The sequence below is a fragment of the Streptomyces sp. MNU89 genome (assembly GCF_020982505.1).
Taxonomy (GTDB): domain Bacteria; phylum Actinomycetota; class Actinomycetes; order Streptomycetales; family Streptomycetaceae; genus Streptomyces; species Streptomyces xinghaiensis.
This window is the reverse complement of the sequence record NZ_JAJKLL010000001.1, coordinates 1,405,353-1,428,014: the sequence shown is the minus strand read 5'-3', so window position 1 is coordinate 1,428,014 and position 22,662 is coordinate 1,405,353. Positions and strand designations below refer to the sequence as shown.

Below are 22,662 nucleotides of genomic sequence, written 5' to 3'. Positions count from 1 at the left end.
GGGGCATGGGGTGCTCCTTGGTAGCGGGTGGTGCCGGCGCGGACGCCGCGGAATACGCGGCGGACGGCGCGGGGGTCGTGGGGCGGCTGCGGCTCACCGGGCGCTCACGGTGCCGTCAGCAGGAAGTGGACGAGGACGGCGAGGGCCGCGGCGAGCGCCGCGAGGACGAGCGGTGCGCCCAGGCCGTAGAGAAGATAGGCGGTTCTGGCCCGGCTCGGATAGGCCGCCGCGGCCGGGTTCCGGCGCACGGCGAGCCCCAGGTACTCCTTGCTGGAGGCGGCCAGCCCGGTGGCGCCCAGCAGCTGGCTCGCGATCTTGTAGCCGTCGAGGGGCGGGAGGGGGATCAGCATGGCCAGCGCCTGGACGCTGCCCAGGAACAGCAGCCCCGCGAGCGCGTCCCCGGTGGCGTCGTCCACCGGGGCCAGCATCCACACCGTCCAGAAGGGCAACAGGAACAGCAGGTTCATCACCGCGCCGGCCGCGGCGGTCGCGATCCGGGCCGCCCGGGTGCCCAGATGGAGGTAGTCGTCCACCGTGCAGTACATGATCACCACGGGGAGCCGCCAGCGCAGCCCGATCTCGGAGACCCGGCCGCCGTAGTGGCGCGCGACCACGCCGTGGGCCAGCTCGTGCAGGGCGGTGCTCAGCCACAGCAGGGTGCCGGCGGCCGTCAGCAGCACGGGGTTGAGAAACAACGCCCTGGCGCCGAGCACCAGTTCGCCCAGGCGGGCGGCGAGGACGGCCTCCATGACGACGGCCAGGCACAGCAGCGGCACCATCCACAGCGGCCGCAGCAGAAAGCCGGCGGCGCGGTGCAGACGGCCGGTGGTGGCGTCCGCGTCGGCGACGAGCCGGATGCTGCCGCTCAGCAGCTTCCGCTCCGGGGGCGCCTGCGGGCCGGCTGCCGGGGGCGTATCCGGGCCCGCCTCCGGGCCGGGCCCGGGGCCGGGCCGTGCCCCCGGACCGCCGCCGGAGCCGGCGGGCGCCCCGGCCAGCAGCCCCCGGGCGCCCAGCATGCCCAGCAGCTGCTGCCAGTTGGCGTCGGCCAGCCGGCGCCCGTAGCGGGCCGCGTACTCCGCGCCCAGCTCCTCCAGGCTGCGCGAGCCGTCCATCCGGGAGATCAGGAAGTGCTCCTTCTCCCCGACCTTGAAGGACAGGCCGCTCTCGGTGTTCTTGATCAGATGGACGGTCGCCGGGCCGTGCAGCAGGGCGCCGCCGACCAGCACCCCGGCCCGCAGCTCGGGCCGGTACCGCCGGGGGACGGCCGCCGGGGCGGTCATGCGCCGGCCTCCGCCGCCCGCTCCGGAGCGGGCTCCGCCGCCGGCCCGGCCGGCTCCGCCGTTCCGGGACGGGACTCGCGCAGGCAGCGGCCCAGGACGTGCGAGAGGTACGCCTCGTCCCGGATGGTCACATGCAGACGGTTGTTGGTCATGTGCATATACGGGGAGAGCAGCAGCGGCAGCGCCACCGCCGGGTCGGTCACCTGTTCGTCCCGCTCACCGTCCCAGGACCGGAACACCAGCTCGCCGTCCGTGGCCAGCCGCACCGCCCGCTCGCGCAGTTCGGCGCAGTGCTCGGCCCAGCCGGCGAGGAAGGCGGGCAGCCGCGGGGCGCCCACGCCCGCCGCGGAGTCCGCGGAGGCCGCAGACGCCGCGGCCGCCGTCCCGTCCCCGGCGACGGCGGCGCGGATGCGCGCGAACTGCGCGGCCAGGGCGGGTGCCGTCGCCGCGTAGTTGCGGTCGTACTCCTCGGTGCCGATGAAGCCGGTGCCGGGGAAGGCCCGGTGCCAGAACTCGTAGTAGCTGTCCAGGTAGTCGGCCAGCTCGCGGTCGCCGGGGAGGAAACAGCCGGACATCACCATCATCAGCTGCGCCGAGGTGCCGAGCAGCACGGTCCGCAGATGCAGGTTCTTGGTGCGGAAGGCGTCGGCGACCAGCTCGCTGGAGTGCCGGAAGTGCCACTCGGCCAGCTCGATCCCGGCCGGGCCGCCGTACTTGCCGTACTCCGGCTCGTAGGGCTCGGCGTGCCGGGAGTTGTTGGGCCGCAGCCGCATCCGGCCGTCGCCGTCGAGATACGGGGCGCGCTCCCCGCCGGGGAACTCGATCTCGAAGAGGGTGTTGTAGAAGTCGTTGAGGAAACCGGAGTCCACCTCGTAGAGCGCGGGCCGCTCGGCGAGGAAGGCGTCGATGGCCGCCCCGGTGCGGCGCCGCACCTCCTCCGCCGCCTCCGGTGAGGACGGCTTGACGCGGAGGCGGACGTGCGGGCCCTCCAGCCAGTAGTTGATGAAGAACCAGTTCGCCAGCAGCCCGGCCGCCGCCAGCTCGTCCACCAGCGGGCGGACGCACTGGAGCAGCAGGGGGCGCGGGTTGGCGGCGTAGAAGATGTGCGTCGCCTGCCAGGCGCCGGCCCCGGCGTCACCGCTGCCGGCCGTGGAGGGTGTGGTGGTCGTGGTGGTCGTGGTGGCCGTCATCGGGTGCTGCTCCTCGGTCGGGTCGGGGCGGGCGCGGCGGTCTCCACGGCCAGCTCGGCGACATGGCGGCCCCGCCCGGAGACGGCGTGCAGTTCGTCCTCGTCGGGCAGCGCCTCCCGGAACACCACCCGCGCCTCGGGGGACTTCACCAGCGCCTCGAACGCCGCCAGCGACAGCGGACTGTCGAAGTCCAGGTACTGCGGCTTCGCGCCGGTCGCACCGCGCGCCCCGCTGTCGGAGACGGTGGCGAACACCCGGTCCGGCAGCCCGTGCGCGCGGCGGAAGCGGTGCCACTCCAGGAAGCGGTCCGCCTCGGACTGCCCCGGCGGGCGCTCCGGCAGGGCGGAGGCGGGGGCGCTCCAGCTGCGCCGGCTGAGCACGACGCCGCCGTGCCGTACCCGGGGCCGCGCGGTCACGCCGTCCACCGGCTCGCTCTCCGGGACGCCGCCCCAGACGTTGAGCGGGGCCATGGAGGTCGGCGACAGCAGCAGGAGGGTGCGCGGGAGTTCCGGCAGCGCCAGCGGCACCAGATAGCCGAGGTAGACCGGGATCACCTCGCGGCCGAGCCGCGCCGAGCGCAGCACGAGCCGGTCGGCGCTCTCGTCGTGCTCGACGGACAGGTCGTCCAGTCCGAGCCGGAACTCCTCCGGCAGGGTGCCGGTCTCGCCGGGGCAGACGATCTCGTACTCGGTGAGCCGCCCGTGCAGATTGAGATTGCTGGTCACCGGGCCGCCGGTGACCTCCGCGAACACCGCGCCCTCCGGGCAGACCTCCCCGGCGGCGCGCAGCAGCCGCTGCTCCAGTCCGTCGAAGCAGTGGGTGAAGCGGCTGAACGGGAAGGACAGCCCGCCGTAGGAGCGGTTCAGGACGAGGAGGGGGCCGCCGGCGTCCGCCGGGCGGTCGGCGATCTGGACATGGTGGCTCATCGGTGCGAAGTCCGGTGCCACCGGCGCGAGTTCGGCGGCGATCTCGTCGATGAGGGCCTCGTCGAGGACGATCTCGCCCGCAGCGGCCGCCGCTCCGTCCCGGCCCCCGGCCCCGTCCCGCGCCTCCCACAGGCCCCGCATCCGCTCGGTGAAGGTCTGCCGGGCCGTGTCCAGGGCCTTCAGCTGGGGCAGCCCCAGCCAGTTGACCTCCGGTACGTAGCGGCCGTCCGCGTCGTACGAGGTGTGGCCGGCGGTGAAGGTCATGTACTGGTCGAAGAAGTCCTCGTGGAAGTCGTGGACGAGCTTCAGCAGGTCGTCGCAGCGGCCGCCCTGCCCGAAGCGGGCGAGGAAGAAGCCCTTGAAGGTGATCCGCTGCGGCAGGGTGAGGTCGAAGGCGGGCAGGATCTTCTCCACCGCGCCCAGCGGCCCGGCGGCCAGCTCCGTCCAGGCGGCCGCGTCCAGGGTGGTGCTCCGGCCCGCCGCCGCGTCCTCGTAGAGCACCGTCTGCGGCACCTTGGCCCGCTCGGACCCCAACTCCTCCTGCACGGCCACCAGTTCGCGGCGCAGCTCGGTGAGGAGGACGCGGCGCGCGGCGGGTTCCGCGGCGGCGAAGCGGTCGACGAGCGAGACGGGCCCGTCGAGCCGGTCCGCGAGCCGCGCCGCCCACGGCCGGTCCAGGCCCCGCAGGGACCGCTGGAACGCCCGCAGCGGGTCGGTGTCGTGCACCTCCGTGCGCAGGCACGGCACCTGCACCATGCCGAGGCGCAGCAGCGCCTCCAGATACCGGTCGCACTCCGCCGCCGAGGCCCCCCGGTCGGCGGCCAGCCACGCCGACAGCTCGCCGTAGCGGACGGTGCCGCGCTCCTCGAAGAGGCCGAGCAGCCGCTCCAGGGTGCCGGTGCGGCGCAGGAAGAACAGCCGGTCCTTCACGGCGTCGAAGGTGACGGCCGTGTCCTCGTCGCCCTCGGTCACCCAGCGGCGCACATAGCGGACCCGGTCCGCCTCCCGGCCCCAGCCGGAGGCGGGGGAGACGGGCAGATCGGCGCGGCGGGCCGGGTCGGCGAGCACGGTCTCGGCGAGCCGCCCGAGGGCGACGACGTTGAGCCGGGCGTGGCCCGTCCAGGGGGCGCCGGCGCGCACGGTGAGCGCGCTGTCCCCGCCGTGCTGCCCGTCCCCCTCGGCCAGTTCGCCGAGGGCGACCCCGGTGAAGGTCGAGAACGGGCTGGTCTTGCAGACCGTCCGGTAGAGGTACGACAGCAGCGAACGCTCGATCTTCCGCTGCTTCTTGCCGGGGGGATCGCCGGCGGTACCGCCGTCCGCCGCCCGCAGCCGGCCGTCGAGCTGCCCGTCCAGGGCGGGGGAGGCCAGCAGCAGGCCCTTGCGCAGCCGCTCCTCCTCCGCCAGCCGGCGCAGCGCGGCCCGGCTTCGCGCGGTCTCCCCGGCGAGCAGCGCCGCGCCCCCGGTGCGCTGCTCCTCCAGCCGGCGCCGGTCGCGCAGCCAGCCGGCGAGCGCCTCCCCGGCAGCCCCGTCCACCCCGGCGACCAGGGCGAGGGCGGCGTCGCCGTCCCGGGGCAGCCGGTTGTTGTAGACCTCGCGGCGCAGTTTCAGCAGCCCGCGGCGCACGGTGTCGCTCTCCGCGGCCGGGTGGCCGCCGACGAGGTCGTGCAGCCGGTCGCCGACGGCCTCGCCCTCGGCGCGCAACCGCTCCGTCTCGCGCAGCACGCTGTCGGCCCAGCGGCGGCTGCCGGGGCAGCGGAGCTCCCGCAGGGCCTCCACGGGCAGTCCCGCGATGCGCAGGACGAACAGGCCGTCCGCGCGGCCGGGTTCGGCGGGTTCGCCGGGTGCCGGGGCGGGGTTCGGCAGGGCGGGGATCTCTCGTCCGGTGTTCATGCCGCGCTCAGGCGATCTCGTACCGGAAGTCGGCCGGGGCGGGCCGCTCATGACCGATCATCATGATCAGCAGCGGGGACTCGCCCGTCTCCGCCAGGCCGAGTTCCTCGATGTACGAGATGTTGTCGAAGCCCAGCGCCACACCGCAGCCGAGGCCGAGTGCGGCGCAGGCGGTGTAGAGCGTCTGCGCCACCGCCCCGACGGCGGCGTTGACCACGCGGTAGCCGCGGTCGCCGACCGCGTCGAGCACGGCCGCGGTGCGGACCGCGGGCACCAGGACCGCGCCGGACTGCTCCAGGTTGTAGTTCGCCAGGAAGTAGTTCTTCTGCAGGAACTCCCCGGGCCGGCCGGGCTTGACCAGCCGCAGCGCCCGCCCGGCCGGATCGTACTCGTACGCCCCGGGCTCCAGGCCGTCCACATGGTTGACGAACGCGTAGAGCTTGGTGAGCGGGGTCTCCCCGGTGCCGGTGTCCCCGCCGAGCACGGAGCCGGCGGAGGCGGCGGCCAGGCAGGCGGCGAACTGGTCCGCCGCCACCGGCCGCTGCGCGTCGAAGCGGCCGAAGCTGCTGCGCCGCGCGCGGAGCGCCGCGCGCACGTCCCCGGTGAGCGGCCGCGGTGCGGGCAGCGGGCGGACGGGCCGGTCCGGGTCCGGGGCCGGGGCGGCGGCCGGGGTGAGCGCGCCGGGTGCGGGACGGTCGGCGGCGCGTTCGGCGGTGGCGGCCTGCATCCGCAGCAGGGCGTCGAAGGTGAGCACGGTGCGGGACCGCTCGGCGTCCCGGTGGCGCACGGAGACCGGGGCGGCCGGGGCCGGGGCCCGGCCGGCCGCCGGACCGGGCGCGGTGCCCTCCCACCGCAGCGGGACGACGGCGAAGACCCCCTCCTCCTCGGTGCGCACCCCGAGCAGCCGGGCCAGCCGCTCCTCGTCGAACCAGAACGCGGGCTCGACGGCGAGTCCGCGCGCCCCGGCCCACAGCCGCCAGGTCTGCACGGCGGCGCCCAGGTCCATGCTCACGGCGTGGAAGGAGAAACTGTTGTACTTGAAGGCGTTCTGCCAGTACTTGACGCCGAGGACGAGGTACTGGTCGGTGGCCGGTCCGGGCGCGCCGCCGCCCAGCGCGGCCCGCACCTCGCCCGAGACGTCGCCGGTGAGCAGCCGCTGCATGGCGTGGTGGCGGGTGGAGTAGTAGTGCACCCCGGGCGGCACCGGGCCGCTCCGTCCGGAGACCCAGTAGACGCTGACCGGGTAGAGGCCGCCGCCGGAGGCCGAGCCGCGCGACCAGTTGGCGAGCGGGTAGTACGGCAGCGCGCCGAGGTCCGTGTTGGCCTGGACACCGAGGCGGCGGCCGGTCAGCCCGTAGGAGTCGCGCAGCATGCCCGACAGGGCGGCGAGGTCGAACGGCCGCCCGGCGCCCGCACCGCTGGCCTCGCTGTCCGGGTCGGCCCCGCTGTCCGGGCCGGCCGCGCCGTCCCGCTCCGCGGGCGGCGGCAGCGCCCCGCCGAGAGCGGCGAGGCCCCGGTCCAGGCAGGCTGCCGCCGGATAGCCGGAAGCGGGCAGCGGCAGGCTGTCCGCACCCGGGTAGAACTTGGCCTTGCGCGGGCCGTCGGCCCAGTCGGGGACGAAATCGACGGGATCCATCGGGACCCGCCCGCGGTGCATGATCGCGGTGGCGTACTCCTGGGCGTATCCCACGGTGTGCCCTGCCTTTCCTGCTGCCTCTGAAGCTGTCGGGCCCGGCCGGCCCGCCGGGCCGTGCGCGGGCGGGGCCGGTCGTCTGCCGGTCGTCTGCCGGTTGTGGTGCGCCGTGCTGCGTCGTGGTATCGGTCGTGGTCGGTCGCGGTCGGCGGTGGCGGTCAGGGGAACGGGTGCGGCGCCGGGTTGAAGTCGTCCGGTGCGAGATCGCGCTCGCGCAGCCCCGCCTCCCGCAGGGCGGTGCGCAGCCGCGGCATCCCCAGGGCCCGCTGCCGGGTCCAGCCGAAGTCGATCGGCAGCAGCCCCGGCACGAGGACGGAGACCGTCGTCAGCCCCAGGCCCCGCTGCTCGGGCATGGTCTGGTCGACCACGATCACGTCGAAGCCCGCGCCCGTCACCGCGTCCACGCAGGTCCGCAGATCGTCCAGGAGATCGCCGGAGACCGGCGGCACCTCCCGCTGAAGGTCCGTCAGCGAACGCATCGGCGGGCGGGGCGCGCCCGGTTCGCCGAGGAGGAAGTGGGCGTGGTCGCCCATCTCCGGGACGCCGTAGGCCAGCGGATGGTCGTGCAGCGCCTCGATCTTCGCGAAGTCGTGTGCCATGGCGCTCAGCCGCTCCCAGTCGCGCTCGGTGCGCCCCTGGAGGTTGACCGCGTCGGTGGCGATCTCGCAGAGGGCGCCGGCGAGCGCCGCCTCCGGGTCGAGACCGGCGCCCGCGCCGAAGCACATCCGCCCGATCCCGCCGTCGGGCCGCACGGCGACCCCGGTCACCACGGGGACGGGGAAGCTGATCCGGGTGTCGAAGAAGCGGGCCTCGTAGCCGTACATCTCCAGCCGGTCCACCATCTGCCGGGTGGCGGCGCGGGCGCTGGTGCGCGGGTCGATCTCCGGCAGGGCGGCCCGCCCGTACCAGGTGAGCAGGAAGGCGTCGCGCTCGACCACCTCCATCAGCCCGCAGTAGACCGCCTCCTCCAGACAGCCGCCGGACGCGCAGCCGTTGGAGCTCTCCTGCACGAAGCGGTTCTCCAGGCCCGGCGCGTGGTAGTACGTCAGCACCTCGGGGACGAGGACGGGCTCGCCCTCGCGCAGCGAGTACCCCCACACCCAGGGGATCTCCCGGCCGGGGGAGAAGGGCGTGACACGCGGATTCGCGCGGTGGAACTCCTCGGAGTACAGGCCGCAGGTGCGCGGGTCCAGCGCGCGGACGCCGCGCGCCCGCAGCCCGTCCAGGGAATCCCTCAGCTGCGCCGGCTTGGCGCGCGACCGCATCCCGGCGTACCGCTCCAGGCCCTCCAGGACGCCGATCCGCACGCTCTGCGCGTAGCTGTCGGCGTGGCCGCCCCAGAACGTCTCGCGGAGGTACTCCCCGGAGCGCATCGAGAAGCAGCCGATGGTCGCGGAGGTGGAGGGGGACGCGATGTCGTGCACCACGGCCGGGCCCAGCGACCCGCACACCGGGTTGGCGTACGGCTCGGCCGGCAGCTCGTAGTCGCCGATGTCGCGGATGCGGAAGGAACCGGGCCGGTGCTTGGGCGCGGGGCGGAAGGTGAGCACGGCCGCCTCGGGCGTGTCCTCCTCGGCGCGGCCGCAGCGCGGGCACTCCGGGTCCGGTACCAGCGGGTGGTGCCGGACGGCCAGCGTGCGCAGATCGACCAGATGGACGGCCGGGAACGCGCCGCCGCGCGGCCCCGCCCCGCCGAGCCGCGCGGCCACCAGCGCGGCCAGCGCGTCCGCCGTGAACGGGGTGAGATACGGCCACGCCCCGGCGGCCCGGGTACCGGAGCCCAGCTCCAGCGCCTCGCGCAGCGCGACGGAGCGTACGGCCTGCCACCGGCGGTCGAGGCAGCGGGCGCAGGGGGCCGCCGACCCGGGCGGGTGGGAGTCGCCGGCCCCGGGGAGGGGCCGACGACGGCGAGGTGCCCGTAGAACCGTACGGGGACGGGCCCGGCGGGAGCGTTCCCCCCACCGGGTGTCGCCGGCCCGGGAGTTGACGCCGGGCCGGGGACGCGGGGCGAGGCCTCCGGGACGGCCGGTGCGGCTGTGCCGGCCGTGCCGGCTGCGTCGCCCGTACTGCCCGCGCCGGTGCCGCCGGCGCCCGGGATACCGGTCGGCACGGCGGGGGTGTCCGGCGCGGCAGGGGCGGCCGGTGCGGCGGCCCCTGCCGGGCCGTGTGCGGCGGCGGCCTTCACCGTTGCCCCGGACCGCCGTGTATATGCGGCGGGTTGGCGGAGCCGGAGGGGCGGGCCGGGCCGGACTCCCCGGACGCCCGGGGCTCCGGTGCGGTGAAGGCGTCGGTGACGCCCAGCGCGGCGACGTCCAGCGGGGCCGGCGTGCCGTGCGCGGCGAGGCCGCGGTGCAGCAGCGCGGCCAGCTCGTGGCGGGACCGCTCCCAGGGCGCTCCGGGTCCGGTGGCCGCCGCGCCGGGGGCGGCGGAGAGCTGCGCGGAGGAGAGCTGTACGGCGGGCGCGGGCGCGGCGGTGCCGGGGGCGGCCGTGGAAACGGTCCCGCCCGCGGCGGTCCGGCCCGTGGTTCCGGCGGGAGTCTCAGTGGTCATCCGCGCCACCGTCCGAGCCGGGCCGGGAAGCGGTGCCGGTCCCGGACGGGGAATCCGCGCCGGAGCCGCCGGCCGCACCGGTGGTGAGCAGGACCCGGGCGGTGCTGATGCCGCCCGCGGGCAGGTCGGCCGGGGTGGTGTCGAGGTACAGGACGTCCCGTCCGGCCGCGCGGAGCCGGTCCAGCACCGTCTCGAACGTCGTGGCCTCCGCGTCCGGTGCCACCGTCCCGGTCCCGCCGTCCGCAGCGCCGCCCCCCGTCACCGCGATGGCCGCGGGGGCCAGGTCGGCGAGCAGCGGGTCGCCCCGGTCGACGGTCTTCTCCGGCTCCTCCGCGGCGAGTTGGGCCTGTCCCAGCAGGTCCCGCAGCGCCGCGCAGGCCGCCGCGGAGCGCGACAGGCCGGCGGCGGCCGCCCAGCGGCCCCCCGGCTCCCGCGCCAGCACCACCCGTGCCGAGGAGCGGGCGTCCTCCCCGAGGTCGAGCAGCTCCACCGCCAGATCCAGGTTGCCCGCCGATTTCCGCAGGAAGACCAGCTCCGGATCGCCCACGGCGTCCCCGAGCGGGGTCACCTCCGTCGTGCCGCGCACCGCCCGCAGCAGCGCGTCGTGCGCCAGCGCCGACAGCAGTCCGCGGCCCGCGGCCTCCCCGGACCCGCCGCCCGCCCCGGCTCCCGCGCTGCTCGCCTGGTGCAGCCGGTCCCGGTTGTACGGGCCGAAGGGCCGCACCGCCGCCGCCGGCACCCGGACCGGCTCCCGGGTGACCAGCGACACGGCGGTCACCCACGCGGTGACCTCGGCCGCGTCCCGGCCGGTGCCGCCGCCCGTCGTCAGCGCGTCGGGGGCCAGGGCCGGCAGCGGTGCGGCCCCGGAGCCGTCTCCGGCGGGGGCGGGCACGGCGGGGACCACGTGCTCGACGTAGGCCTCGGCCGCCGCATACAGGGCCCGCATCCGCGCACCCGCGAGATGGTGCACGTCGAACGCGGCGATCTCGCGCCGCACGCCGTGGCCGAGCGCGACCTCCACCCGGCTGATCTTCAGCGGGGTCTGGGTCAGCTCCTCGTCGTCGTACCGGCGGAAGACCCCGGTGAACGGGCGGACGAGCACGTCGCTGATCCGGTTCAGCTCCTCGACCAGGTCCTCCGCCTCCCGGGCGGTCTCCACGGTCGGGGTGACGGGCAGCACCAGCCGCTCCGGCACCTCGGGCGGCTCCGCCGCGCCGGCCGGCGCGGCGCAGCGGCGGCAGCGCGGATGGGGGTGCACGGGCTCGGCCATGACGTCCAGCGACTCCAGGTCCTGGATCAGCACCTGGCCGGCGGTCTCGGCGGGCAGCGCCCCGGTGCGCAGCCGGAAGATCTCGTAGCCCAGCAGATTGCCGGACATGGCGGCGACGGGGCCGGCGAGCGGTCCGCCGGCGCCGGGCGCCGGCGCGGCGGAACCGCCCGCCAGGCCGCTCCAGATCTCCGCCGCGGCGGCGGCGTCCGTGGTGCCGCCGAGCCGCAGCAGGGCGCAGTGCAGGCAGCCGGTGGACGTGGCCGTGGACAGCGGACCGGTGACGGCGCGGCCGCCGAAGGTCCAGGCGGGGATCAGGGTGCGGCCCTCGGGTACGCCCTCGCACAGCAGCCGGTGGGTGCGGGCCTCGGCACCGGGGCCGGTGACGACCACCACGTCGTAGCCGTCGAGCGCGGCCCAGCCCGCGGTCTCGCCGGGGTCCAGGCGGTCGGACCGCACCGGGCAGCCGTCGGACGCGGACTCGGCCGCCTCCGCGTCCACCTCGGGGAAGGCGGTGGTGGTCGCGATGTGGCCGCAGCCGTTGCGGACCAGGCTCAGCGCGCACCAGCGGGCCGTCTCGTCCTCGCCCAGCACGGCGACGCGGGTGTCGCGGAAGCGGGCGAAGCGGCGGGGCGCGCCGTCGGTGTAGTGGTCGACGTAGGCGATCTGGGCGGCGAACCGGCGGGAGACGTCGCCGGGCTCCGGGCCGTCCGTGTCGGCGTCCGGTACGTCGCGGGCGAAGCCGCGCTCGTACAGCGTCTTGACCAGCTCGGCGGCCATGGCGCGCTGGGCCGGTCCGAAGCCCTCGCAGATCTCGCCGAGCCGGTTGCGCCCGGCCAGGTGCGGCACCATCAGCGCGGCGAAGCGGTAGGCGGCGCGGCCGGTGAGGTGGAACCCGCCGTCGGCGTTGTGGAAGAGCACCCCGCCCGGGGTCTCGGTGAAGAGCACGTCCCGCCGCACCCGCGGCCGGGTGCCGGCGAGCGCCTCGAATGCGCCGGTCGCGGTGGTGGGCGCGGTGCCGGTCACGTCTGCTGTCATCGGTCACACCTTCTCTGTGGGGCGGGTTCGGGTCGCGGCTTCGCGCGCGAAGAGATGGAGCAGCGGATGCATCCGGTACGGGCCGGGCGGTCCCTCCTCCAGGAGCCCGGCGTCGGCCAGCCGTTCCAGGACGGCCTCCGCCTCGGCGCCGGTCATGCCGAGCGCCGGGGCGCCGTCCCCGGCCCGGAAGGTTCCACCGGGCAGTGACCCGAGCCGCAGGAAGGCCTCGGCGAGCCGGGGGTCGAGCCGTCCGAGGGCGCCGCCGAACACCTCCGGAACGGACATGCCGGGGGAATCGGCCAGGGAGAGCCGGCCGATCGGGTCGCCGGCCAGCCAGCCGGCGGCGTCGGCCAGCCGCAGTGCGGGGCGGGTCAGCAGACGGGCCGTCATGATCCGCAGAGCGAGCGGATGGTGACCGCAGACGTCCGCCAGCCGGCGGGCCGCCTCCGGTTCGGCCTCCACCCGCTCGGCGCCCAGCACCGCGCACAGCAGCCGGTACGACTCGTCCTCGCCGAAGACGGAAAGCCGGTGCACCCGCCCGCCGTGCGTCGCCACCAGGCCGGCGAGTCCCATCCGGCTGGTGACGACGGCCGCACCGCCCGCCCCGGCCGGCAGCAGCGGGCGCACCTGGGCGGCGTCCGCCACGTCGTCGAGGATCAGCAGTGTCCGCTCGCGGTCCCCGCGTTCCCGGAGACCGGCCGTCAACGCGGCGGTGGCATCGGCCGGTTCGCGGGGCGCGCCGTCCGGGTCCGTCATCGGCACCAGCAGCGGCCCGACCGGGAAGGCCGCCCGTACGAGCTGCGCGACGTGCCGGGCCAGCGCCGACTTGCCGATGCCGGGGGCGCCGCACAGCAGGATCAGCGGGGGCTCGCCGCCGTGCTCCGCGTAACGGGTCAGGCTCTCCACCATGGTTCCGACCTCGGCCGCCCGGCCCGTGAAGGACGGCACGGCGGGGGTGCCGGGCGGCTCCGAGGCCGCGGCGGCCGGGGCCGGCCGCCGGTCTGCGGGCCGCGCGGTGAGCGCGGCCGGTGGGGGAGGCGCGGCGGCCAGGGCGGTCGCCGGCGCGGTGGTGTCGATTGCCGTGGTTCTCCCCGGCGTTCCGCCTCCCGCGGGTTCCCGGTCGACGCGGACCACCGGCCGGGGCTGCGGGTGCCCCCGGCCGGCCCCGTCCGCCGCCGGGGCCAGCTCCTCACCGCGCAGGATGGCCAGCTCCAGCCGGCGGAGCGTCGGGGACGGGTCCACGCCCAGTTCCTCCCGCAGGTACTCCTTGACGCGCCGGTACTCGGCCAGCGCCTCCGCCTGCCGTCCCGTGCGGTACAGGGCCTCCATCAGCTGTTCGTGGAACCGCTCGTGCCCGGGGTGCGCGCGGGTCACCGCCCACAGCTCGGACAGCGCCTCCCCGCACCGTCCGAGGGCCAGTTCGAGGTCGCAGGCCCGCTCCACAGCGCGCAGCCGCTCCTCCGCCAGCCGCGGCACCTCGTCCCGGTGCAGCGTGTCGGACCGCACGTTGGCCAGCAGCGGGCCCTGCCACAGCGACAACCCCTCCTTCAGGGTGGAGAGCTCGGCTTCCGGGGCGTGCGCGAAGGCGGCGGCATGGCGCACGGCGGCCCGGAAACCGAGCAGATCGAGGGTCTTCGGTTCGGCGGTGATCCGGTAGCCGCCGGGGACCGCCTCGATGGGCGTCTCGGTGACCCCGTGCCGGGGCAGCAGCCGCCGCAGCCGCAGCACGCAGGTCTGCAGCGCGGCCTTCGCGGTGGCCGGGCGCGCCTCGCCCCAGACGGCCCGCTGGAGGTGCTCGGCGGACACCACGGAGTTGGCGTGCAGCAGCAGCACGGCCAGGAGAATCGTCGGCTTGGAGGGAGGGAGGACGACGGCGTCGGCCCCGTCGGTGACACTCAGCGGCCCGAGCAGCTGAAACCGCACCGGGCTGCCTAGTCCCAGCCGTTGACCAGCTTGCACACCTGCGGTGGTTCCACGGGGACGGGCACCGAGGCGGTGAGCCGGTCCCACCGGGCGCAGACGGTGCCGACCACGGCGGACGGCAGCCCGCCGAGGCCGGGGGCGCCGGCGTCCGGGGCCGCCGGACCGCTCTGGACGGCCGGGACGGGGTTCGGGGGTGAACTCTGGGGAAGCGGCGGTGGCCACTCCGGCCGGAAGCGAGAGCACCAGGGCCAGCCCGATCACGGCGGTGGTCCCCCGCCGGCGGACGGGCGTCGTTCTCTCACGGCAATTCCTGTACATGGCTTCCCCCTTGGACGAGCTGTGCCCTGCTGATCTCTGCGGTGGAAGAGACGATCCCAGCCGTTCGGGGGCTCGAACAGATGGATGGGTGTCAGCTTGCTGCACGAGGGCTGCAGCTTCGTGACAGCGGCGCCGCGCTCATGATGACCTCGATCGAGTTGGCGGCAGACGTACCCCGGGTGAGTCCGACCGCCGGCAGCGGGACGTGACGAGGGGATTCCCGCCCCCCCCGCTGTTCCGGGCCGGCCGTCACCGGTGCCCTTCGCCTTTCCCCGAGGCGGAGGGCGCTGCGGTGTCCCTCACGGACGCCGCTGCCGGTGGAGCCGGGTGGGAGCCGGCCGGACGGCCTTCCCGGATCGACTGTCCGCTGTCCCCTTCGTCCACGTATCCGGCCGATCCTTTGTCCACGGTCAGGAGAAAGTTACCGATGATTCCTGCCGAACTTCTTCCCAGTCCCAACGACCGCTGCTAACTTCCCCGTTAAAGCCCGGCGAGCCGGAGACGGACCGCCGGGCGAGGCCGATGACCGGCGAAGACGGTGTCTTCCAGTGTCTTCCCATGCCGTGGGCGAGGGGAGGTTGGGGTGGCGTGAGGCGCATGACAGCACGACCCGCGAACGCGCACCAGGCGCGGCTGCTCCGGCTGCTGCGCGACGACGGCCCCCACTCCCGCGCACAGCTCGGCGACCGGGTGGACCTGTCCCGGTCCAAGCTCGCCGTCGAGGTCGACCGGCTGCTGGAGACCGGGCTGATCGTCGCCGACGGGCTGGCCGCCTCGCGCGGCGGGCGCCGCTCGCACAACATCCGGCTCGCGCCCGCGCTCCGCTTCCTCGGGGTGGACATCGGCGCCACCTCGGTCGACGTGGCCGTCACCAACGCCGAGCTGGAGATCCTCGGCCACCTCAACCAGCCGCTGGACGTGCGCGACGGACCGGTGGCCGTCTTCGAACAGGTCCTCGCCATGACCGGCAAGCTGAGGGCCACCGGCGTCGCGCCGGACGGCTTCGACGGCGCGGGCGTCGGCGTCCCCGGACCGGTCCGCTTCCCCGAGGGCGTCCCCGTCGCACCGCCGATCATGCCGGGCTGGGACGGCTTCCCCGTCCGCGAGGTGCTGAGCCAGGAGCTCGGCTGCCCCGTCATGGTCGACAACGACGTGAACCTGATGGCCATGGGGGAGCAGCACGCCGGGGTCGCCAACTCCGTCCGGGACTTCCTCTGCGTCAAGATCGGCACCGGCATCGGCTGCGGCATCGTCGCCGGGGGAGAGGTTCACCGGGGGACGACCGGCAGCGCTGGCGACATCGGCCACATCCGGGTCGAACCCGACGGCCGTCCCTGCGCCTGCGGCAACCGGGGCTGTCTGGAGGCGTACTTCAGCGGCTCCGCGCTCGCCCGGGACGCCGAGGCCGTCGCCCGCGACGGCAGTTCGGCCGAGCTCGCCGCCCGCCTGGAGACGGCGGGCCGGCTCACCGGTGCCGATGTCGCCGCCGCGGCGGCCGCGGGTGACGGGGTCGCGCTCGACCTGATCCGCGAGGGCGGCGAGCGCACCGGCCAGGTCATCGCCGGGCTCGTCAGCTTCTTCAACCCGGGCCTGGTGGTGATCGGCGGCGGGGTGACCGGCCTCGGCCACACCCTGCTCGCCGCCATCCGCACCCAGGTCTACCGCCAGTCCCTGCCCCTGGCGACCGGGAACCTCCCGATCGTCCTGGGCGAACTCGGCGCCGTCGCCGGTGTGATCGGCGCGGCCCGCCTGATCAGCGACCACTTGTTCTCACCCGCCTGACCTCCGCCGACCCGGGCCGGGTGACCGGCCCGGGGCACGCCTCAGTACCGCCGCACCTCGTACCGCCGAACCGCGCCGCCGTACCACCGAGCCGAACCGCTGAACGAGCCGCACCACCGCACCGCAGCCGCCCGCACCGCGGCTCCGCCGCGAACTCAGCACGCCCGTACCGCAGTCGCGCCCTGCCCGCCCGCCGGCGCACCCGCCGAGGAGGCCCTGCCATGGCACCCGTGCCCGATCACCCGCCGCCGTCACCGGACCCGTCGCCGTCACCCGACCCGTCCGCGACATCGTCCGCGACATCCTCCGCGGCACCGGCGGCCGGCCGGCCCGCGCCGGACGGCGGCCCGCTGCTCACCATGACCGGCATCACCAAGTCCTTCCCGGGGGTACGGGCCCTCGACGGCGTCGATCTCGACGTCCTGCCGGGCGAGGTGCACTGTCTCCTCGGCCAGAACGGGGCCGGGAAGTCCACCCTCATCAAGGTGCTTTCCGGCGCCCACCGCCCCGACGCGGGGGAGATCCGCTGGCGCGGCGAACACGTCCACCTCACCTCGCCCACCGCCGCCATGAACCTCGGTATCGCCACCATCTACCAGGAACTCGACCTGGTCGACGGCCTGTCGGTCACCGAGAACGTTCATCTCGGCCATGAGCCGGCCACCGCCGGCTTCGTCCGCTCCCGCGCCGCCCGCTCCGCCACCGCCGCCCTGCTGGCCCGGCTCGGCCACCCCGAGATCGACCCGGACACCCTGGTGCGCGAACTCTCCGCGGCCGGCCGGCAGATCGTCTCCATGGCCCGCGCCCTCTCGCACGACGTGCGGCTGATCGTGATGGACGAGCCCTCGGCCGTCCTCGACCCGGACGAGGTGGACAACCTCTTCCGCATCGTCGGCGATCTCACCGCCGCCGGGGTCGCCGTCGTCTACATCTCCCACCGGCTGGAGGAGATCCGCCGCATCGGCGACCGGGTCACCGTCCTCAAGGACGGCCGCGCCGCCGCCCGCGGCCTGCCGGCGCGCACCACCCCCACCCGGGAGGTCGTGGCGCTGATGACCGGACGCGACGTCGAGTACGTGTTCCCGGAGCGGCCCGCGCCGACGGAGCCCGCCGGGCCGGCCGTCCCGGCGCCCGTCCTGAAGGTCGAAGGGCTCGCGCGGACGGGCGAGTTCGAGCCGGTGGACCTGGAGCTGCGCCCCGGCGAGATCGTCGGCCTGGCCGGACTGGTGGGCTCCGGGCGCTCCGAGATCCTGGAGACGGTCTTCGGCGCGCGGCGGCCCGGCGCGGGCCGGGTGCTGGTCGACGGCCGCCCGCTTCCGCCGGGCAGCGTCCGCGCCGCCGTACGGGCCGGGATCGGCCTGGCCCCGGAGGAGCGCAAGGCTCAGGGACTGCTGATGCTGGAGTCCGTCGTCCGCAACGTCTCGGTCTCCTCCCTCGCCCGCTTCTCGCGCGGCGGCTGGCTCGACCGGGCCCGTGAGCGGGCCGCCGCGCACCGCTCCACCCGCGAGCTGTCGCTGCGCCCGGACGACCCGTCCGTCCCCGTCCGGACCCTCTCCGGCGGCAACCAGCAGAAGGTGGTCCTCGCCCGCTGGCTGCTGCGCGGCTGCAAGGTGCTGCTGCTGGACGAGCCGACCCGGGGCGTGGACGTCGGCGCGCGGGCCGAGCTGTACGCCCTGATCCGGCGGCTCGCCGACGACGGCGTGGCCGTCCTCCTGGTCTCCAGCGAGGTCCCCGAAGTGCTGGGCCTCGCCGACCGGGTGCTCGTCCTCCGGGAGGGCCGCGTCGTCCACACGGCGCCCGCCCGGGAGCTGGACGAGCACCGCGTCCTCGACCTCGTCATGGAAGGGAGCCCGTCGCGATGACCACGGGTGCCACCCCGGGCCCGCCGTGCCCCCGCCGTCCCCGGCGCCGTCCACCGCCTCCCCGGCGGCCCCGGCCCGGGAAAGCAGGGGCCGCCGCCCGGCAAGGAGCCGTCCCCGCCGCCCGGAGCGCCCGGGGGGCCCGGGCGCCGGGCCGTGCCGGCCGCCTTCGCCGATCTGCGCAACCTCTCCCTGCTGGGAGTGCTGGCGGCGCTGGTGGTCGTCGGCGCGATCACCCGGCCCGAACAGTTCCTCTCCGGGGACAACCTCCAGCTCGTCCTGACCCAGGCGTCGGTGATCGGGGTCGTGACGGTCGGCGTCACCCTCGTCATCATCGGCGGCGGCATCGACCTGTCCGTCGGGGCGATCGTCGCGCTCGCCTCGGTATGGGCGACGACCCTCGCCACCCAGGAGTACGGGCTGGGCGGCATGCTGCTCTGCGCGGTCCTGGTGGGCCTGGGCTGCGGCCTGGTCAACGGGGCGCTCATCGCCTACGGCGGCATGGTGCCGTTCATCGCCACCCTGGCGATGCTCGCCTCCGCCCGCGGGCTGGCGCTCCAGATCAGCGACGGCAGGACACAGGTCGTCACCGTCGACCCGGTGCTCGAACTCGGCCTGCCCGACGCCTATGTGCTGGGCATACCGCCGCTCGTGCTGGTGTTCGCCGCCGTCACCGTCGTCGGCTGGCTGGTGCTGAACCGCACCACCTTCGGCCGCCGCACCGTGGCCGTCGGCGGCAACGCGGAGGCCGCCCGCCTGGCCGGCATCGACGTGCGGCGGCAACGGCTGATGCTCTATCTGCTCTCCGGGCTGTGCTGCGGCATCGCCGCGTTCCTGCTGATCGTCCTCACCGGATCCGGCCAGAACACCAACGGCAACCTCTACGAACTCGACGCCATCGCCGCCGCGATCATCGGCGGCACCCTGCTCAGCGGCGGCCGGGGCACCATCACCGGCTCGGTGCTCGGCGTCCTCGTCTTCACCACGATCACCAATCTGTTCGCCCTCAACAACCTGCAGAGCGACGTCCAGCAGATCGCGAAGGGCGCGATCATCGTCGCCGCCGTCCTGGTCCAGCACCGCACGGCGCGCAGCGGGAGCTCATAGCGGCGCGCACGCCCGCGCGCACCCGCGGCCGGCCGCCCCGGCCGTCCGCACGGCCGCCCCCGCACCGAGCCGATCCACCGATCCACCGCCCCACCGCCCCGCCCATCCGCGCACCACCGGCCGCGTCCCGGCGTCCGTTCACAGTGGAGGTTGCCCGTCATGACACCACCGGTCCCCAGCCGCAGAGGTCTCCTCTTCGGCACCGCAGCCGTCTCCGCCGGCGCGTTCCTCACCGGCTGCACCAGCAACGAGAACAACGAGAAGGGCGGCGCGCAGGATCCCGCCGGCGGTACCGACGACAAGCCCGGCAAGGCCGTCACCATCGGCTTCGCCGGCCCGCAGGCCGACCACGGCTGGCTCAACGCCATCAACGAGCAGGCGACATCCCGTGCCAAGACGTACGAGGACGTGACGCTGGAGACCACCGAGGGCTCCAACGACACCGCCCAGCAGATCGGCCAGATCGAGACCCTGATCAACAAGAAGGTCGACGTGCTGGTGATCCTGCCGGCCGACGGCAAGGCCCTCACCCAGGTCGGGCTGAAGGCGATGCGGGCCGGCATCCCCGTCGTCAACCTCGACCGGATCTTCGACTCCCAACAGGCGTACCGCTGCTGGATCGGCGGCGACAACTACGGCATGGGCCTCAACGCCGGCCGCTACATCGGCGAGCAGCTCAAGGACAAGCGCAACGCCAAGGTCGTCGAACTCGCCGGCCTGGACAACCTGGAGCTCACCCGGCAGCGCACCAAGGGCTTCGACGACGCCCTCAAGAACTACCCGAACATCAAGAAGGTGGCCCGGCAGGCCGCCGAGTTCACCGTCGAGTCCGGACAGGCCAAGATGGCGCAGCTGCTCCAGGCCCAGTCCTCCTTCGACGCGCTCTGGAACCACGACGACGACCAGGGCGTGGGCGCCGAACGCGCCATCAAGCAGGCCGGGCGCGACGAGTTCCTGATGGTCGGCGGCGCCGGTGCCAAGCACGCCATGGACGCCATCAAGGCGGACAACACCGTCCTCAAGGCCACCGTCCTCTACCCGCCCACCATGGCCGCCTCCGCGATCGACCTCGCCCGCGCCCTCGGCCAGGGCAAGGGCGTCGGCGGGCTCGCCGAACAGGAGATCCCCGCCTCGCTCACCCTCTACTCGGCCGTCGTCACCAAGGAGAACGTCGACGAGTACCTGCCGACCGGCTTCAGCTGACGCCCCGCCCCGCACGCCCGGGGAGAGCGCCCCGCCAGCAGCGCGACGACGACGAGGAGAGGCAACCGATGGACGAGACCGGCACCGGCACGGACCCGCGCACCGGCCCCCACACCCCGGACACCCCACCGGCCACCCTCGGGGTGGGCATGGTCGGCTACGCCTTCATGGGCGCCGCCCACTCCCAGGGGTGGCGCACCGCGGGCCGGGTCTTCGACCTCCCGCTGACGCCGGTGATGGCCGCCGTCTGCGGGCGCGACCCGGCCGCGGTGCGGGCGGCGGCCCACCGGCACGGCTGGGCCGCCACCGAGACGGACTGGCGTGCGCTGATCGCCCGCGACGACGTCCAGCTCGTCGACATCTGCACCCCGGGCGACAGCCACGCGGAGATCGCCATCGCGGCCCTGGAGGCCGGCAAGCACGTGCTGTGCGAGAAGCCGCTCGCCAACACGGTCGCCGAGGCCGAGGCCATGGTGGAGGCGGCCGACCGCGCCCGGGAGCGCGGCCGGCTCGCCATGGTCGGCTTCAACTACCGCCGGGTGCCCGCCCTGGCGTTCGCCCGGCGGCTGGTCGCGTCGGGCCGGCTGGGCACCCTGCGGCACGTCCGCGTCACCTACCTCCAGGACTGGATCACCGACCCGGAGTTCCCCCTCGTCTGGCGGCTGCGGAAGGAGCGCGCGGGCTCCGGCGCGCTCGGCGACCTCGGCGCGCACATCGTCGACCTCGCACAGCACCTGACGGGCGAACACCTGGCCGGGGTCTCCGCGCTCACCGAGACCTTCGTGAAGGAACGGCCGCTGCCGGGCGCCGCGCACGGCCTGTCCGCGGCGGCGGACGGCGCGGGGCGCGGCCCGGTCACCGTGGACGACGCGGCCCTCTTCACCGGCAGGCTGGCCTCCGGGGCGCTGGCCTCCTTCGAGGTCACCCGGGTCGCCGCCGGGCGCAAGAACGCCCTGCGCATCGAACTCAACGGCGCCCTCGGCTCGCTCTTCTTCGACCTCGAACGCCTCAACGAGCTCTGCTTCCACGACCACACGGAGGAGGCCGCGGTCTCCGGCTTCCGCCGCATCCTCGTCACCGAACCCGAGCACCCGTATCTGGAGGCGTGGTGGCCGCCCGGCCACGGCCTCGGCTACGAGCACACCTTCGTCCACCAGGCCCGCGACCTGGTGCACGCCATCGCCGCGGGCACCGACCCCCGGCCGTCGTTCGCCGACGGGCTGCAGGTGCAGCGGGTCCTCGCGGCCGTCGAGGAGAGCGCCCGGCACGAGAGCCGCTACACACCCGTCGAGCCCGCCCCCGTCCTCCCCGCCCTCGCCTGAGGGAGGCCCCGATGACCCGACCGTTCACCCTCTTCACCGGCCAGTGGGCCGACCTGCCCCTGGAGGAGGTCTGCCGGCACGCCCGCGACTTCGGCTACGACGGCCTCGAACTGGCCTGCTGGGGCGACCACTTCGAGGTCGACCGGGCGCTGTCCGAGCCGGACTACCTCGCCGGCCGCCACGCCCTGCTGGAGAAGTACGGCCTCACCTGCCACGCGATCTCCAACCACCTCGTCGGCCAGGCCGTCTGCGACGCCATCATCGACGAGCGCCACCGGGCCATCCTCCCCGGCCGCATCTGGGGCGACGGCGAACCGGAGGGCGTACGGCGGCGCGCCGCCGCCGAGATGGCCGACACCGCCCGGGCCGCCGCCGCCTTCGGCGTCCGCACCGTCATCGGCTTCACCGGCTCCGCCATCTGGCACCTGGTGGCGATGTTCCCGCCCGCCCCGCCCCAGATGATCGAACGCGGCTATGAGGACTTCGCGGAACGCTGGAACCCCGTCCTCGACGTCTACGACGCGGAGGGCGTCCGCTTCGCCCACGAGGTCCACCCCGGCGAGATCGCCTACGACTACTGGACCACCCACCGCGCCCTGGAGGCCGTGGACCACCGCCCCGCCTTCGGACTCAACTTCGACCCCAGCCACTTCGTCTGGCAGGACCTCGACCCGGTGGGCTTCCTCTGGGACTTCCGCGACCGGATCTACCACGTCGACTGCAAGGAGGCCCGCAAGCGCCTCGACGGCCGCAACGGCCGCCTCGGCTCCCACCTCCCCTGGGGCGACCCCCGCCGCGGCTGGGACTTCGTCTCCGCCGGCCACGGCGACGTGCCGTGGGAGGACGTCTTCCGGATGCTCCGGTCCATCGGCTACGACGGCCCGATATCGGTCGAGTGGGAGGACGCCGGCATGGACCGCCTCACCGGCGCCCCCGAGGCCCTGCGCCACCTCAAGGCGTACGACTTCGACCCGCCGTCCGCGAGCTTCGACGCGGCCTTCGGCGGCGGGGACGACTGAACGGCCTGATACCCCGGCGGCCCGCCCGCCGGGCCCGGTCGCCACACAGCACCGCACCGGCCGGGCCCGCGCTTCGCCCCCGCGCGGGCCCCGGCCCACGGCGGCACCCTCCGCCGCCGGCGGGGTGCGGCCCGTCCGGCGACCACCCCCACGGCCGCCGGGCGGGCCGACGCCCTGGGCGCCGGGCACTGACTTCAAACCCTGTTGCTCGCTGTCCGCCGATGCGCGAGGCTGCCAGACGGGCAGCGGCCATGGGCCGATCCTGCGAGGGGGCCACCGTCCGTGGTGCCCGCGA

At 75.2% G+C, this 22,662-nt stretch carries 14 protein-coding genes; 6 read left to right on the top strand and 8 right to left on the bottom strand.

Annotation, left to right across the window (positions count from 1 at the left end):
• Positions 1-104: 104 nt before the first annotated feature.
• The 8 genes from E4N63_RS06095 to E4N63_RS06060 all read right to left on the bottom strand — a co-directional run bounded on the left by E4N63_RS06095 (position 105) and on the right by E4N63_RS06060 (position 13,757).
• Entirely contained in the window at positions 105-1,280 is a 1,176-nt protein-coding gene (locus tag E4N63_RS06095; protein ID WP_230240152.1) for a site-2 protease family protein, read from the bottom strand.
• The gene (locus E4N63_RS06090; protein WP_230240151.1) at positions 1,277-2,470 is read right to left on the bottom strand and encodes a lantibiotic dehydratase C-terminal domain-containing protein; all 1,194 of its coding nucleotides are present in this window, start codon (positions 2,468-2,470) and stop codon (positions 1,277-1,279) included. The genes E4N63_RS06095 and E4N63_RS06090 overlap by 4 nt, the downstream gene beginning before the upstream one ends.
• Positions 2,467-5,286 (bottom strand): lantibiotic dehydratase, encoded by a 2,820-nt coding sequence (locus E4N63_RS06085; protein ID WP_230240150.1) that lies wholly within the window; start codon positions 5,284-5,286, stop codon positions 2,467-2,469. The genes E4N63_RS06090 and E4N63_RS06085 overlap by 4 nt, the downstream gene beginning before the upstream one ends.
• Positions 5,287-5,293: 7 nt before the next feature.
• Complete coding sequence (locus E4N63_RS06080; RefSeq protein WP_230240149.1) at positions 5,294-6,976, bottom strand: SagB family peptide dehydrogenase; 1,683 nt, start codon at positions 6,974-6,976, stop codon at positions 5,294-5,296.
• Positions 6,977-7,137: 161 nt separating this feature from the next.
• The gene (locus tag E4N63_RS06075; protein ID WP_374112859.1) at positions 7,138-8,781 is read right to left on the bottom strand and encodes a TOMM precursor leader peptide-binding protein; all 1,644 of its coding nucleotides are present in this window, start codon (positions 8,779-8,781) and stop codon (positions 7,138-7,140) included.
• 379 nt (positions 8,782-9,160) lie between these two features.
• The gene (locus E4N63_RS06070; RefSeq protein ID WP_230240148.1) at positions 9,161-9,529 is read right to left on the bottom strand and encodes a hypothetical protein; all 369 of its coding nucleotides are present in this window, start codon (positions 9,527-9,529) and stop codon (positions 9,161-9,163) included.
• On the bottom strand, positions 9,519-11,834 hold the full coding sequence (locus E4N63_RS06065) for a TOMM precursor leader peptide-binding protein (protein WP_230240147.1): 2,316 nt from the start codon (positions 11,832-11,834) through the stop codon (positions 9,519-9,521). The genes E4N63_RS06070 and E4N63_RS06065 overlap by 11 nt, the downstream gene beginning before the upstream one ends.
• A gap of 3 nt (positions 11,835-11,837) precedes the next feature.
• On the bottom strand, positions 11,838-13,757 hold the full coding sequence (locus E4N63_RS06060) for a BTAD domain-containing putative transcriptional regulator (protein ID WP_230240146.1): 1,920 nt from the start codon (positions 13,755-13,757) through the stop codon (positions 11,838-11,840).
• Positions 13,758-14,672: 915 nt separating this feature from the next.
• Here E4N63_RS06060 and E4N63_RS06055 point away from each other — a divergent pair.
• From E4N63_RS06055 to E4N63_RS06030, 6 genes are all read left to right on the top strand, one after another.
• Positions 14,673-15,857: an ROK family transcriptional regulator gene (locus E4N63_RS06055; protein WP_125624285.1), complete on the top strand. Its 1,185-nt coding sequence runs from the start codon at positions 14,673-14,675 to the stop codon at positions 15,855-15,857.
• Positions 15,858-16,216: 359 nt separating this feature from the next.
• Positions 16,217-17,719, top strand: coding sequence for a sugar ABC transporter ATP-binding protein (locus E4N63_RS06050; RefSeq protein ID WP_230242373.1), 1,503 nt, complete (start codon positions 16,217-16,219; stop codon positions 17,717-17,719).
• 153 nt (positions 17,720-17,872) lie between these two features.
• A complete protein-coding gene (locus E4N63_RS06045) occupies positions 17,873-18,823 on the top strand; it encodes an ABC transporter permease (protein ID WP_019710907.1) in 951 nt (316 codons plus the stop codon).
• Positions 18,824-18,982: 159 nt separating this feature from the next.
• Positions 18,983-20,026 (top strand): substrate-binding domain-containing protein, encoded by a 1,044-nt coding sequence (locus E4N63_RS06040; RefSeq protein ID WP_230240145.1) that lies wholly within the window; start codon positions 18,983-18,985, stop codon positions 20,024-20,026.
• 149 nt (positions 20,027-20,175) lie between these two features.
• Positions 20,176-21,348: a Gfo/Idh/MocA family protein gene (locus tag E4N63_RS06035; RefSeq protein ID WP_230242371.1), complete on the top strand. Its 1,173-nt coding sequence runs from the start codon at positions 20,176-20,178 to the stop codon at positions 21,346-21,348.
• 11 nt (positions 21,349-21,359) lie between these two features.
• On the top strand, positions 21,360-22,367 hold the full coding sequence (locus tag E4N63_RS06030) for a sugar phosphate isomerase/epimerase (protein WP_230240144.1): 1,008 nt from the start codon (positions 21,360-21,362) through the stop codon (positions 22,365-22,367).
• The last annotated feature ends 295 nt before the right edge of the window (positions 22,368-22,662 follow it).

What these genes read in the sequence shown, in the direction of transcription:
- E4N63_RS06095 (WP_230240152.1), bottom strand. Translation starts at nt 1,280, where the DNA reads ATGACCGCCCCGGCGGCCGTCCCCCGGCGGTACCGGCCCGAGCTGCGG.
- E4N63_RS06090 (WP_230240151.1), bottom strand. Translation starts at nt 2,470, where the DNA reads ATGACGGCCACCACGACCACCACGACCACCACACCCTCCACGGCCGGC.
- E4N63_RS06085 (WP_230240150.1), bottom strand. Translation starts at nt 5,286, where the DNA reads ATGAACACCGGACGAGAGATCCCCGCCCTGCCGAACCCCGCCCCGGCA.
- E4N63_RS06070 (WP_230240148.1), bottom strand. Translation starts at nt 9,529, where the DNA reads ATGACCACTGAGACTCCCGCCGGAACCACGGGCCGGACCGCCGCGGGC.
- E4N63_RS06065 (WP_230240147.1), bottom strand. Translation starts at nt 11,834, where the DNA reads ATGACAGCAGACGTGACCGGCACCGCGCCCACCACCGCGACCGGCGCA.
- E4N63_RS06055 (WP_125624285.1), top strand. Translation starts at nt 14,673, where the DNA reads ATGACAGCACGACCCGCGAACGCGCACCAGGCGCGGCTGCTCCGGCTG.
- E4N63_RS06050 (WP_230242373.1), top strand. Translation starts at nt 16,217, where the DNA reads ATGACCGGCATCACCAAGTCCTTCCCGGGGGTACGGGCCCTCGACGGC.
- E4N63_RS06040 (WP_230240145.1), top strand. Translation starts at nt 18,983, where the DNA reads ATGACACCACCGGTCCCCAGCCGCAGAGGTCTCCTCTTCGGCACCGCA.
- E4N63_RS06035 (WP_230242371.1), top strand. Translation starts at nt 20,176, where the DNA reads ATGGTCGGCTACGCCTTCATGGGCGCCGCCCACTCCCAGGGGTGGCGC.
- E4N63_RS06030 (WP_230240144.1), top strand. Translation starts at nt 21,360, where the DNA reads ATGACCCGACCGTTCACCCTCTTCACCGGCCAGTGGGCCGACCTGCCC.